The organism is Roseovarius sp. MMSF_3359 (assembly GCF_030733385.1).
Classification (GTDB): domain Bacteria; phylum Pseudomonadota; class Alphaproteobacteria; order Rhodobacterales; family Rhodobacteraceae; genus Roseovarius.
This window is the reverse complement of the sequence record NZ_JASHJC010000017.1, coordinates 1-12384: the sequence shown is the minus strand read 5'-3', so window position 1 is coordinate 12384 and position 12384 is coordinate 1. Positions and strand designations below refer to the sequence as shown.

Sequence of the window (12384 nt, the reverse complement as noted above, 5' to 3'; positions counted from 1 at the left end):
AGGGACGCGCCACCGCCCGCCGTACTAGTTACCGTAGTCCGGCTCGCCCGTTGTGGTCGCCAGTTCGGGCCAGTCACCAATCACGTTGGTGCCTTGCAGCGGCTGCTGATAGCCCTTGTGACAGGTCTTGCAGGCGGCCTTTGGTGCATCCTGGTGCACCGGTCCCAGACGCTCGGGCGGGTAGAGCCCTTCGAGCGGCACGAGATATTCGTTGTTGATCTCCTGCACCATCTGGATGCCGAGGCTTTCGGTACCCCATTGCGGGGTGACCTGCGCCCCATCGTAGAAAGCGCGGGAATTGTGGCAGAAGTTGCAATTCACACCCAGCGAGTTTGCCACGTAGTTCATCAGCGCATAGGTGCGTTCCGCGTGTTGAATACCCGGGTAGTCATCTTTGCCCGGGATGCCCGCCACCCGTGATTCAAGATCATGAACGCTGATGGTGCCATAGTCCAAAAGGAAGGTCTCAAGCGCATCGGACGGCAAAGAGGTAAAGCTGCTGAGCGGTGTCACCCGGTTCTGCACCGCGGCCCAGCCCTCGGCGGCCTTGACCACGGGTGTTGCCTTGAACCAGATGTCGCTCGGCACCGGCTGTCCCCGGTGGCAGGTGAAGCAGGTCACGCCCACCTCCTTGTTGGCATTGACGTGGCCATCCCAGTTCTCGTTGATGTTCTGGGTCATGGTGATCATCACATGACCCACGGCGGTCTGGTAGTTATCCGCACTTTCAAAGAGGTCCGGTATGCCGGTCCAGGCCCGCATCGCGGCCAGCAGACGGTCATAGTTTTCAACCGTGAGGTTCTCGAGCCCCGGCGGGACGTTTTCACGCGCCGCGCCAGCAGTTTGTTCGCCACCGCTTGGCACGACGGGTTCCGAGGTGGAGCTGAGAAAGTTCTCGATGCCGGGATCAGGCGTGGCCAGGTCCGATTTGAACTCGACCACTTCCATCCCCGTGCCGCGCGGCCCGGTCTGCATGCTGTCGGTGGCAAAGGGCTGCCCCCAGAAGATCAGCGCGACAATGGCAATCACCGCCACGCCCACGGCGCCAAAGATGATCGCGGGCCGTTCGATATCCGTCGGGTTTTCGCGATTCCATTTGCTGAACCATTCAGGTAACATGATCTACTCCTCCCGCCCGATAAAGGCTTCGTAAGAGCCGTAGTTTTCGTAGCCGTACGAGCCGTCATACATTGGCGCGAAATTGTGCTCCTGCGCCCAGATGAACCAGTTATCGACCACCGTGCCGGTCAGCAGGATGCCAATCCCGCCGGTAATCGGCGTCAGCACCGCAAACCACCAGGCCCAGCGGTGAATGCCCTCCATCGTCGCGTTGAACCCCATGGTCCAGCGCCAGAAGAGGGCCGCACGCTCCGTCGCCGTGCCACGGTCCACGATCTGTTCAAGCTCGCGGTCACCCCCGAACCGGGTGACGGCCAGGATGGTCGCGCCGTGCATCGCAAAGAGCAGGACCGAGCCATAGAGGAACACGATCGAGAGGCAGTGGAACGGGTTGTAGTAGAGATTGCCGTAGCGGATCGAAAACGCCGTGGTCCAATCCAAATGCGGGAAGATGCCGTAAGGCACTGCCTCGGACCATGACCCCATCAGGACCGGGCGGAAGAGGCCCAGCACCAGGAAGAGCCAGATTGCACTGGCAAAAGCCCACGCCACGTGTTTGCCCATCTTGTGCTGCTCCGCCAGCAGATAGGTCCTGAGCCACCAGGTACAGACACTAACCAGCAGCAGGAAGGAGGCGATGATATACCATCCGCCATCCTGCAAGGGCGGCATCCTGAGCCCGTATTCCGGGCTCGGCGGCTCCAGCGCGAGCCAGAAGCCCTGGCGCAGGAATTCGGGGATCGACCAGTTGACCTGCGCCAGCATGTTGATCCCGATGATATTGAGGCAAAGCACCATGGTCGCCGCGCTGATCATCCCGGTCCAGCCAAGATAGATGGGCCCGATCTGGGCGTTGCCGACCCAACCCACCAGCTTGCTGTAGAACGGCTTGAGCATACGCTCCGACGCCATGTTGTTTTCATTGTCCATGCCCATCTCGGGCGGGCCCTGGACCTGCACTTGGGTGAATATGTTCTGATATTCGGGCATGGTTACATCCCTCCCTGTCCGGGCCAGATCGGCAGCTCAAGCCACCAGTTCCACCATTCCGGCCAGCCCTTGGTCCAGACCGGGCCGCTGATGATGATGCAGACCGCGCTGAAGAACACCGCGTTGATCGCCAGCAGGAAACCGAGCCGGTGAATACCCAGTGTGCCGATGGAATAGCCGATGAAATCGCGGAAAAACGTATCTTCGTGATCAGGCGTCTTCATCTCTTCGCCCTTTTCAGGGTTGGCCGCGCTCAGGATCAGGCCGCCATGCAGCGCCAGCGCGAAACAGGTGGCAAAGAAGAGCGACACCGCCAGCATATGCGCCGGATTGTAGTGGAAATGCAGATAGGCGTAGCCGGTGTTCGAGACCCAATCGAGATGACTGAAGATCCCGTAGGGGAACCCGTGACCCCAGGCGCCCATAAGCAGCGGCCGGAAGATGACCAGCGTTACATAGGCCAGGATCGCGAAGCTGAAGGCGAAGGGGACGTGATAGCCCATCCCCAGCTTGCGGCAGATCTCGACCTCGCGCAAAGCCCAACTGATGAAGGCGCCGGTCGCACAGATCGTGATGATCTGCCAAAGCCCCCCCTCCATCAATGGTGCGACGCCCAAACCATAGCTCAGGTCAGGCGGTGCGATGTTGATGAGCCAGGGGTTCCAGGTGCCCTGATGGGCCGCTCCCCAAAAAATCAGGATGGTGCCAAGGAGCGCGAAAAACGCCGTCGTGACCCCGAAAAAGCCCACGTAAAAGGGACCGACCCAAAAATCGAACAGATCGCCGCCAATCAGCGTCCCTCCGCGGACACGATACTTTCTTTCAAAGCTGAGCAAAGCCATCTTCTCTCTCCGCATCTGGCGGCGGGGCCTATCGTGACCTCATGCCGTCGTCATTTTTTTCTGGTTTGTTGCGGGCGACGGGCGCCGCCCGCAACAGTCTTGCAAAGGACTTGCGTCCCTTGGCTCATTCGTCCGCAGCAGCCCGTGACGCAGCAGCGTTTTCGAACCAGTTGACGCCGTTCGACAGAACCACCAGGTGGATCATCACGGCCAACAGGAACAGAAAGACGCCTTGCGCAACAAACACGCGGCGCGGATCGAAAATCAGCCAGATCTTGTAGAACTTGGACATTTCCGATCCTCCCTCAGAACCAAGGCGCCCAGATATAGGTTGCCAGGTGGGCAACCACCGCAATCAGCACGAACAGCCAAAGGCCGCTCATATAGACCGAATGCAGCTCTTGGGCTTGCTCGTCGGTGAGACCTGTAAAAGACAGGTCGGTGTTATCAGCCATAAACTTTCCTCCGGAACGTTACGCTGACGCCGCGTACCCCGCGGCCGGGTCCATCCGGGCCATCATGGCCCCTCAGGCGTCTGTCCGCCCTTCCGGGCAGGCAGCTTGGTCTCGGATCACTGGCCATCGCGGCTCAGACCGAGAATATGATGGGTGTCAGCCGGTCGGCTTCTGCCCAGGCGCGCGCCAGAGGCCCACGCAGATCAAGAGTTTGCCGCCGCGCAATATCACGCACCCAGCGGATGGTGGCCGATGGCATGGACAGCACGAAAATCAACGTGAAATAGACCCAGTATTCCGTGCAACGGCGTCGGCCCGTCGGCTTTTGCGGTGGGGTCGATGTGATGTCAGTCATGGGGTCATTCCTCCCTCGGACCTGCGGCGCTTTCGGGCGAAAGTGCCTTGACGGTTTCCAAAACGACGCGTTCCGCGCCCTGGCGCAGGGCGGCTTCCTCGGCGGCGTCTCGTAGTGATTTCGCGGCGGAAATACGGGTCAGGACCGGATGGCTGGCCACGATCCGGTCCAACTCCCTCTGGGCATCGGGATCCCAGGGGAAATCGCGCCGCAGCGGCGTGGGGGTAGCTGGCGTCGCATCCATTTCGGACGCCAGCGGCAGAATGTGAAAGAGCGCGTCGAAAAGCCCGTTGCAGACCTCCTGCACGAGGTAGGTCGCACCCGCATAACCCATCATCGGCGTCCCCGTCGCGCGCCGGATGGCGGCGCCCGGGAAACTCGCCGGGATAAAGGCAGGTTTGGGGCCATGGCCGCCCTGCAATTCCGCGAGGTACATCTTCTCGTTGATCGAGCCCATCAGGATCAGCGGCCGATGCTGTCCGATCAGCGCGCGGACCTCTTCATTGTTGGTCTTGGTCCCGGCGCAGCGGGCGACGGCAAAGGCGCAGGGAAGTCCCATATCCCCTTCGAGGAAATTGCGGATACCGCGGGCATAGGTTTCATTCGCGACAATACCGAAACTGGCGGTGGCAAAGAAATCCTGCGTGACCGAGCGCCACAGATCCCAGACCGGTTTGATGGTCGAATGCTTCTCGCGCGCGATAAACGGCTCCGGGTCCAGATCCAGCATCTCGCCCAGCTTGCGCAGGAATTTCGTGGTGCTGTCGATACCAATTGGCGCTTGCAGATAGGGTTTTTCAAGAACCTCGCACAGCCCGCGGCCAAATTCGCGATACATGCAGATATTCACATCCGCATTCACCAGGTCCCGCATTTCGGCAAGATGCGCACCCAAGGGCAGCACCATGTTGACCTCGGCCCCGATCCCTTCGACCAGGCGACGGATTTCATGCAGGTCCGAGGGCATGTTGAAAGTGCCATACATCGGCCCGAGGATATTGACGCGGGGTGCGGCACCCTCTTCGCGCTTCTTCTCACGTGGCATCCGGCCCTTGGTCATCCCGAACTCAGTAAAAAGCCAGGTCATCGCGCGATCCGCGGCTTCCCACTGATCCTCGTCAATGGTGCGCGGCAGGAAGCGTTGGATATTGGTCCCCTGCGGGGTGACACCGCCGCCGATCATCTCGGCAATCGAGCCGGTCACAACAACCGCGGGCAGCGCCGGATCGAGCGTGCCCCAGGCGCGTTTCATCGCCCCCTCGGTGCCCTCGCGGCCAAGCTCTTCCTCGCCCAGACCGGTCACCACGATGGGCAATTCGTGAGGCGGCAGCGCATCGGTGTAGTGCAAAACGCTTGTCACGGGCAGGTTCTCGCAGCCCACCGGCCCGTCGATCACAACCTGCAGGCCCTTAACGGCGCAGAAGGCATAAACCGCCCCCCAGTACCCGCCTGCCCTGTCGTGATCTTGGATCAGCATCAGATCATCTCCTGCGCTTTGGCGGCGCGCGCCTGCTTTTCCAGCTTCTTCTGGTTCAGCGCGCGGAATTCCGGCCGCAGGTTCGGATCGCCCTCCCAGACGCCCGCGGTATCGTCCGCGCCGACCCCTTCGAAGAACTCCCGCATCCGGTCCATGCGCCCCTTGTTGGCAATGGCGGCGTTCACAACCTCGGCAAGGCTGCCCGCGCCCGCCGGACCCATAAGCGGCCGCGCAGAGATCAGGTTGGTGAAGTAAAGCGCCGGAATGCCCAGTTCCTTGGCCTTTTGCACAACCGGTGTCGTGCCGACGGCGAGGTCGGGTTTGACCCCTTCCATCGCGGCACAATCATCCTCGAGCGAGGCGCGGAACCTGACCGTGACCCCCTTGGCGCGGAGCCATTCCGCATCCGCCTCGGACCAGGGCGTTTTCGGACAAGCGGTGCCGACATAAGGGATCTCCGCCCCGCTTTCGATCAGAAGACGCGCCACCAGAAGCTCGCTGCCCTCATAGCCCGACAAGGTGATCGTTCCCTTGACCGGCGCCCCCGCCAGCGCAGTCTTGATGGCGGGCAAAAACGCGTTTTGCGCCGCGGCCACCCGGTCGGCGGGCAGGCCAAAGGCATCGCCGATCCCCGCAAGCCACGCGGCGGTGCCGTCATGGCCCACCGGCGCGCTGCCGACGATTGGCCGGCCTGCGGCCTCGAATTCACGAATGGCCGCGGTATAGAACGGATGGATCGCCGCTACGGCCCCGCAATCAAGCGCGGCATAAAGCTCGCGCCATTCGCGGCACGGCACAACCGGCCCGGCGGCAAGGCCCATCGGGGCCAACATCGCGCCAATCATCATCGGGTCAGCCGGGAACATCTCACCCAGCAGTGACACCGTGGGCCGGTCGGATTTACCGCCTTCCGGTGCCGCCACAGGACCGGCTTCGATTTCCTGGCGGGCGTAGTTCAGCATCGCCCCGGCCAGCACATCTTTGGCCTCCGCATGGGTCGGGATGCCGAAGCCCGGCACATCAATGCCAACAATCCGCACCCCATTGATTTCATTTGGCAAAAGCCGGAGCGGCACGCCACTGGCCGTTGGTACGCAAAGGTTCGTGACCACGACCGCATCGAACCGGTCCGGATCGGCCAACTCGTGGACGGAATCGCGAATGTCCTCGAAGAGCTTGCCGGTTACCAGCGTCTCGGAATTGAACGGCACGTAGCCCACCGACCGGCGCGCACCATAGAAATGACTAACGAAAGTCAGGCCATAAACGCAGCAGGCCGAGCCGCTGAGTACCGTCGCCACGCGTTTCATTCGCAGCCCTACGCGCAGCGAGCCAAAGGCCGGGCACATGCTTTGCGGTTTGTCATGCGGCCCTTGCGGGTAGTCGCGTGCATATTGGTCCAGCAAATCGGATTGACCGGCCATGCGGGCGGCCTTTTCCATCTCGCTGCCGGAATGACAGCCGAGGCCAGGATCACCCTGCACCTCCGGCGCAGCATCGCGGGGCTTGCCCCGGATCACCTCGGCCTCGGCAGCACCGTCATATGTGACCTCATCGGTCATTCAGATCCCTTCACGCATCGTCGTAAATCACTTCCAGCGACTCTTTGGGTTTCGCGTTCTTGCCACGCATATCCGCGTCCGTTGCGGGTTCCAGAACCACACCCGCGCCGGTGTCCGAGCCGTCGAACAGTTCAAGCAAGCCATCTTGGGTGAGCGGCTGCGGGCGCACCGGCGGGGCATCGGCAACATTGAGACCCAGCTCGGCGAACAGCGCGCCCCACTGGCTCTCGGCGGTGCCGACAATCTGATAATTCGCGGATTTCTTGCGCAGGTCATCATCCTGCGGGATGGAGGCGAGCACGGGGATATCCACGGCCTTGGCAAAAGCCTGCGCCTCGCCCGACCCATCGTCCTTGTTGATGACCAGCCCGGCCACGCCAACATTACCACCCAGCTTGCGGAAGTACTCCACCGCCGAGCAGACGTTGTTGGCGACATAGAGACTTTGCAGATCATTCGAACCGACCAGGATCACCTTCTGCGCCATGTCCCGTGCAATCGGCAGGCCAAAGCCGCCGCAGACCACATCGCCCAGGAAATCCAGGAGAACATAATCGAAATCCCAATCATGGAACCCGAGCTTTTCAAGCAGTTCGAACCCGTGGATGATCCCGCGCCCGCCACAGCCGCGGCCCACTTCTGGCCCGCCAAGCTCCATGGCAAAGACGCCGCCGCGCTTGAAGCAGACATCGCCAATCTTGACCTGCTCGCCCGAGAGGCCCTTTTGCGTCGAGGTCTCAATGATCGTCGGGCACGCCTTGCCCCCGAACAAAAGACTGGTCGTGTCGGATTTCGGATCACACCCGATCAGCAACACCCGCTTGCCCTGCTCGGCCATCATGTGGCTGAGGTTGGCCAGCGTGAAGGATTTGCCGATCCCACCCTTGCCATAGATCGCGATGATCTGGGTTTTCTTGGTGGGCTCTTCGGCGATCAGGTCGGCAAGGTCTTCATGGGCCTCGTCCCGGAGGCGCTGATCGAAGTCCTTGAGGTTTGGTACATCGTCTTTCACGCGGCGTCCTTCCAGTTGAGGATCATTTTCAGGCAAGAGGGATCTTCGAAAGCGGTACGGTAGGCACCGGGAATGTCATCCGACGGGGCCTCGTGGGTGATGAGACCGCCCAGGGACAAGGCGCCGCTGTCGATCAGGTCGCGCACGGCGGTGAGGTCGTCCCTGTTCCATTCCGCGGCAACGCGAAACCGCGCCTCGCGCATGAACGCGGGCGGGAAGGCAAAACTGAGCGCCTCGGCATAGAATCCGGCCAGCACGATTTCGCCGCCCTTGGCCAGCCGGCCAATCAGGTCATTCAGGATGGCGGCATTACCCGAAGCGTCATAAATCGCCCGGTAGTCCCGTTTCGGATCATCGTCGGGGTGCATCACCGTGTAGCTCTCGGCGCCACCTCTCCGCGCGGGGGCCACCTCCCACACCGTGGGGGCCGGCGCACCAGCCGCGATCGTCAGGCGCGCCAGAAGGCGGCCAAGCACTCCGTGGCCGACGATAAGATCGGGTACCGCCTTGTCCAGACCGGCCATCGCATGACGCGCTGTGGCGGCGAGGGCCAGCAAGGCACCTTCGGCGCCAATGGTCGAATCAATGCGGGTCACCCGTTCGGCCGGTGTGACGAGACGCGAGGCCGCACCGCCGAAAAGGCCGAACGCGCCGTCAAAGCAATCCGCGCCAGGAATGAAAACAGTATCGCCGGCCTTGAAACCGGACCCTTTGGGCGCGGCAACAACTTCACCCGCAGCCTCATAGCCGGGGACAAGCGGATAACCCATGCCGGGGAAAGGAGGCATCTGCCCGGACCAGAAGAGTTTTTCCGTCCCTGTAGAAATGCCGGAAAAGGCGACATCCACCACAAGATCACATGCGCCCGGCTCCTTGAGCGGCAATGTATCAAGGTGCAGATCCTTCGGACCGTTCAGAAATACGGCACGCGCCTCCATGCTGGCCTCCCAATCATCCCACCGAGCGAAAGACTCAGCGGGTGCGGCATTTTGCCTGATGTAAGTTTAAAGAGACACACATATGTGTCAAGTTTTCTTTACATTTTGATTTGTCAGGAAGCTGGTTTCCTGCAAACCAGGGCGCTCGTCACATAGGGGCGGGCAGCACGCGGAATGCGGATATCGTCGAACCCGGCGGCGGTGCACATCTCTGCAATGCGTTCCGCGGACCGGACCCGGCCAGTGCCCATCGCCATCGTGTAGAAGTTGAAATAGACGTCACCGGCGGCCTCCGGGCGACGCCCGCCTGCCATGGGCTCCGAGACGACCAACTGCCCCCCGGGCGGCAACACCTCAAAGACCTTTGCCAGAAGCGCCGAAACCGTTTCGTCGTCATGGTCATAAAGCACCCGCACCAGCGAAATGGCATCCATGCCCGCCGGCAGCGGCACATCACGAAAGCTCCCTGGGCAGAGCGTCACACGCTCTTCAAGCCCGGCCTCCGCGAAATGCTTCCGCGCGGTGGGGATGACTTCCGGCAGGTCCAACAGAAGCGCCGTCATCTTCGGGTGCCGCTTCAAGACCTCCGAAAGAAAGGCACCCGATCCCCCACCCACATCCAGAAGGGTATTGATGGTGTTGAAATCAATCATCGCAATCGTGTCGTGGGCCACGAGGGCCTGCGACTTTGCCATAAGGGAGGAATACCGCGCCGCCACCTCGGGTGGGACATCGCCGGATTGCCCGAAGACGTAGGGCCAGAATTGCGAGAGCTTGCTATCGGCCTCCCCGCGCAGCAACGCCACGGGATCGGCAAGATCTTCGTAGAACACGCGGTTATGTTGGATCATCGGCACGAGGCCGGGTACGCCCAGGATCGCTGCACCGCGCCGGGTCAAGGCGAAGCGATTGTCGCGCCTGCGCTTCAAGAGGCCGATGGCGGCCCCCGCCGTCAGGAGCCGTTCCATCCGGTCGCGCGACACACCCGTGATCAACCCAAGCTGCTCAGCGTTAGCCGGCCTTTCCAGCAATCGGCTCAGGACATCCAGTTCGACCAATGCCAACAGCACCTGAGACTTCACAAAGCCCTGCAAAATATCAAAAATTTCATGGCCGTCACGGCGCGCGATGGATTTGCCCAGGGGCATGCGACTGACCCATCTCTGGAAGCCGGGCCGTGCAACAAGCCGGGCAAACCATGCGGACGGCGATATTCGGGACCGGGATGCTATGCGGTCCGACGACATGACGGGTCAGGCCCGCTTTTTCGTTGGTACTTTTGGCATGATTGATTGCGCCTTGCGCCGCACCATTTCGGCCAGCGCCGCCTCCCCCGGGCATGAGGGGATCGATGCGATGGCCCCTGCGAGGATATCCGACAACCGCTCGAACGCCCCCTTGACGCCAAGTTCAGCGACGGCATTTGGCCGGCCGTGAAGGTCATCCTGCCCCGCGGGTTTGCCCAGCGTCGATCCATCCATCAGCGCATCGCGCAGGTCATCGGCCACCTGGAACGCCTCACCAATGAGCGCCCCCAGATCGTACCAGGGTTCCGGATCATGACCGGCCGAAATCGCCCCCATCTCGGTCGCGGCAACAAAAAGCGCGGCGGTTTTTGATCGGTGATAGGCCCCAAGATCAATATGCTGCTCACTTTCCCATCCCTGCCCGGCACAAATGCCATTCGGCATCCCGGTGCATCGGGCCAGCGACAGGATCAGTTGCGACGCGCGCACCGGATCTCTTGTCGAGACGCGCGCAAGTGTTTCAAAGGCAAGAATGATCAGGCTGTCGCCGGTGAGCACCGCAAGCGGTTCGGAGAAGGCCTTGTGGACAGAGGGTTTGCCGCGACGGATATCCGCATCGTCGAAACATGGCAGGTCATCATGCACGAGACTGGCACAATGAATAAGCTCCAGCGCCGCCGCCGCCGCGTTGGACAGCTCCGGCTTGTCGTCGCCGCAGGCCATCGCCACCGACAAAAGGATCGTTGGCCGAATGCGCGCCCCACCGGGCAGCGTCGCATATTCCAACGCATTGCACAGACGACCCGGCGCCAGCTCGCCCCTGGTTGTCGCCAGGGCCTCGACAACGGCGATATTGATCCGTTCAGATAAGGGCATCAATACCTCCTCGACATCAGATGTACGTTCAACTTTACATCACATATGTAAATTATATTGGACACATTGGCGATACGAGTCAACAATCAGGCATGATCGCCACCGCGCCATCGTCTGAATTCGACAACCGCGTCATCGTGATTGGCGCGGGCATCGCCGGGCTCGCCACCGCTGCGCGGCTGGCCCATGCGGGCAAAGAGGTGTTGGTTTTTGAGCAACATGACGCCCCCGGCGGCAAGATGCGCACGATCCCGTCTCCGGCGGGACCGGTCGATGCGGGGCCCACCGTTCTTACCATGCGACCCGTCTTTGAAAAGCTGTTTACCGATCTCGGAGAGCGCCTTGAGGATCATGTGACATTGGTCCGGCAGCGGATCATCGCGCGCCATTTCTGGAAAGATGGCAGCATCCTCGACCTGCACGACACACGAGAGAACAACATCGAGGCCATCCGGGCCTTTGCCGGCGCGCGGGAGGCCAACAACTTCCGACGTTTCGACACCCATGCCCGCACGTTGTTTGAGGCGTTTGAGGCGCCGGTGATGCAATCGCCGACACCGTCTTTGTCCAAATTGGTGGCCTACGTGGCGCGGCACCCGCGGCTTTTGCCGAAACTGTCACCTTTCGCCACGCTCGACAGCCTTCTGCGCGGCTTTTTCGATGACCCTCGCCTGATACAGCTTTTCGGCCGGTATGCGACTTATGTGGGTGGCTCGCCCTACCACGCACCGGCATTGCTGGCCCTGATCTGGCGCGCGGAATCCGCCGGGGTCTGGAGTGTCGACGGGGGAATGCATCAGCTTGCGGTGGCGATCGAACGGCTGGCCCTGGCGCGCGGCGCGGTTTTTCACTACGGCACCCCTGTCGCAAAGATCAATGTCGAACGGGGTTCGGCGCAGGGTGTCACGCTCGACGACGGAAGCACCCTCCGCGCGGCAAGCGTCGTTTTCAACGGCGATCCCCGCGCCTTGACCCAAGGGCTGATGGGGTCCGGATGCACGACACTTGCGTGCCAGACCTCGAAGACGCAGCGCAGCCTGTCCGCCGAGGTTTGGGCTTTCGCCGCGTGCCCGAGTGGTCCCGATCTGGCGCATCACAACGTCTTTTTCCGCGACGATCCCCAACCGGAATTCAACGCGCTTGCCCGCGGTCAAAAGGTCGATGACCCGACCATCTATGTCTGCGCCATAGATCGTGGGCAATCGACATCCCCACCGGATATCGAGCGGTTCGAGACCATCGCCAACGCCCCGCCGCTGACCACCGAACCACCCGAAGAGGAGATCACCCAATGCCGGACACGCACCTTCCAGACGCTGACCGGATTCGGTCTTCGCTTCGACCGGACGCCGGGCGCGGAGAGCCTCACGACACCGGCGGGCTTCAATCGGATGTTTCCGGCCTCGACCGGGTCACTTTACGGGCAGAGCCCACATGGAATGACCGCAGCCCTGCAACGCCCGCAGGCCCGCACGAAGATCGGCAACCTCTTTCTGGCGGGGGGCGGGGCG

General features: G+C 61.7%; 13 protein-coding genes. 1 reads left to right on the top strand and 12 read right to left on the bottom strand.

What is annotated here, in order from left to right; translation table 11 throughout:
- Window positions 1–24 precede the first annotated feature (24 nt).
- The 12 genes from pufC to RBB29_RS19325 form a co-directional block, all read right to left on the bottom strand.
- Window positions 25–1119 (bottom strand): photosynthetic reaction center cytochrome PufC, encoded by a 1095-nt coding sequence (gene pufC / locus RBB29_RS19380; protein ID WP_306116536.1) that lies wholly within the window; start codon window positions 1117–1119, stop codon window positions 25–27.
- Window positions 1120–1122: 3 nt separating this feature from the next.
- Window positions 1123–2109, bottom strand: a complete 987-nt coding sequence (pufM, locus tag RBB29_RS19375; protein ID WP_306116537.1) for a photosynthetic reaction center subunit M — start codon at window positions 2107–2109, stop codon at window positions 1123–1125.
- A gap of 2 nt (window positions 2110–2111) precedes the next feature.
- Window positions 2112–2951 carry a photosynthetic reaction center subunit L gene (pufL, locus tag RBB29_RS19370; protein ID WP_306116538.1) on the bottom strand — a complete coding sequence of 280 codons (840 nt, stop codon included), beginning with the start codon at window positions 2949–2951 and terminating at the stop codon, window positions 2112–2114.
- A 124-nt stretch (window positions 2952–3075) separates the two neighbouring features.
- Window positions 3076–3243: a light-harvesting antenna LH1, alpha subunit gene (gene pufA / locus RBB29_RS19365; protein ID WP_043145809.1), complete on the bottom strand. Its 168-nt coding sequence runs from the start codon at window positions 3241–3243 to the stop codon at window positions 3076–3078.
- 13 nt (window positions 3244–3256) lie between these two features.
- Entirely contained in the window at window positions 3257–3406 is a 150-nt protein-coding gene (gene pufB / locus RBB29_RS19360) for a light-harvesting antenna LH1, beta subunit (protein WP_306116539.1), read from the bottom strand.
- A gap of 133 nt (window positions 3407–3539) precedes the next feature.
- Window positions 3540–3761 (bottom strand): cytochrome PufQ, encoded by a 222-nt coding sequence (pufQ, locus tag RBB29_RS19355; protein WP_306116540.1) that lies wholly within the window; start codon window positions 3759–3761, stop codon window positions 3540–3542.
- Window positions 3762–3765: 4 nt separating this feature from the next.
- The gene (bchZ, locus tag RBB29_RS19350) at window positions 3766–5238 is read right to left on the bottom strand and encodes a chlorophyllide a reductase subunit Z (RefSeq protein WP_306116541.1); all 1473 of its coding nucleotides are present in this window, start codon (window positions 5236–5238) and stop codon (window positions 3766–3768) included.
- Complete coding sequence (gene bchY / locus RBB29_RS19345) at window positions 5238–6800, bottom strand: chlorophyllide a reductase subunit Y (protein WP_306116542.1); 1563 nt, start codon at window positions 6798–6800, stop codon at window positions 5238–5240. The genes bchZ and bchY overlap by 1 nt, the downstream gene beginning before the upstream one ends.
- A 10-nt stretch (window positions 6801–6810) precedes the next feature.
- On the bottom strand, window positions 6811–7812 hold the full coding sequence (locus tag RBB29_RS19340; protein WP_306116543.1) for a chlorophyllide a reductase iron protein subunit X: 1002 nt from the start codon (window positions 7810–7812) through the stop codon (window positions 6811–6813).
- Window positions 7809–8750 carry a chlorophyll synthesis pathway protein BchC gene (gene bchC, locus RBB29_RS19335; protein ID WP_306116544.1) on the bottom strand — a complete coding sequence of 314 codons (942 nt, stop codon included), beginning with the start codon at window positions 8748–8750 and terminating at the stop codon, window positions 7809–7811. The genes RBB29_RS19340 and bchC overlap by 4 nt, the downstream gene beginning before the upstream one ends.
- 113 nt (window positions 8751–8863) lie before the next feature.
- A complete protein-coding gene (locus RBB29_RS19330) occupies window positions 8864–9898 on the bottom strand; it encodes a methyltransferase (protein WP_306116545.1) in 1035 nt (344 codons plus the stop codon).
- Between the two features lie 105 nt (window positions 9899–10003).
- A complete protein-coding gene (locus RBB29_RS19325; protein ID WP_306116546.1) occupies window positions 10004–10873 on the bottom strand; it encodes a polyprenyl synthetase family protein in 870 nt (289 codons plus the stop codon).
- Window positions 10874–10965: 92 nt separating this feature from the next.
- Between RBB29_RS19325 and crtD the strand changes: the two genes are divergently transcribed.
- Window positions 10966–12384: 1-hydroxycarotenoid 3,4-desaturase CrtD (gene crtD / locus RBB29_RS19320; RefSeq protein ID WP_306116547.1), on the top strand; the 1419-nt coding region annotated here is incomplete at its 3' end.

Excerpts from the sequence above, each read along its gene's own strand:
- pufM (WP_306116537.1), bottom strand. The coding sequence starts at position 2,109 with ATGCCCGAATATCAGAACATATTCACCCAAGTGCAGGTCCAGGGCCCG.
- bchY (WP_306116542.1), bottom strand. The coding sequence starts at position 6,800 with ATGACCGATGAGGTCACATATGACGGTGCTGCCGAGGCCGAGGTGATC.
- RBB29_RS19330 (WP_306116545.1), bottom strand. The coding sequence starts at position 9,898 with ATGCCCCTGGGCAAATCCATCGCGCGCCGTGACGGCCATGAAATTTTT.
- pufL (WP_306116538.1), bottom strand. The coding sequence starts at position 2,951 with ATGGCTTTGCTCAGCTTTGAAAGAAAGTATCGTGTCCGCGGAGGGACG.
- bchZ (WP_306116541.1), bottom strand. The coding sequence starts at position 5,238 with ATGCTGATCCAAGATCACGACAGGGCAGGCGGGTACTGGGGGGCGGTT.
- RBB29_RS19325 (WP_306116546.1), bottom strand. The coding sequence starts at position 10,873 with ATGCCCTTATCTGAACGGATCAATATCGCCGTTGTCGAGGCCCTGGCG.
- pufB (WP_306116539.1), bottom strand. The coding sequence starts at position 3,406 with ATGGCTGATAACACCGACCTGTCTTTTACAGGTCTCACCGACGAGCAA.
- pufC (WP_306116536.1), bottom strand. The coding sequence starts at position 1,119 with ATGTTACCTGAATGGTTCAGCAAATGGAATCGCGAAAACCCGACGGAT.
- bchC (WP_306116544.1), bottom strand. The coding sequence starts at position 8,750 with ATGGAGGCGCGTGCCGTATTTCTGAACGGTCCGAAGGATCTGCACCTT.
- pufA (WP_043145809.1), bottom strand. The coding sequence starts at position 3,243 with ATGTCCAAGTTCTACAAGATCTGGCTGATTTTCGATCCGCGCCGCGTG.
- pufQ (WP_306116540.1), bottom strand. The coding sequence starts at position 3,761 with ATGACTGACATCACATCGACCCCACCGCAAAAGCCGACGGGCCGACGC.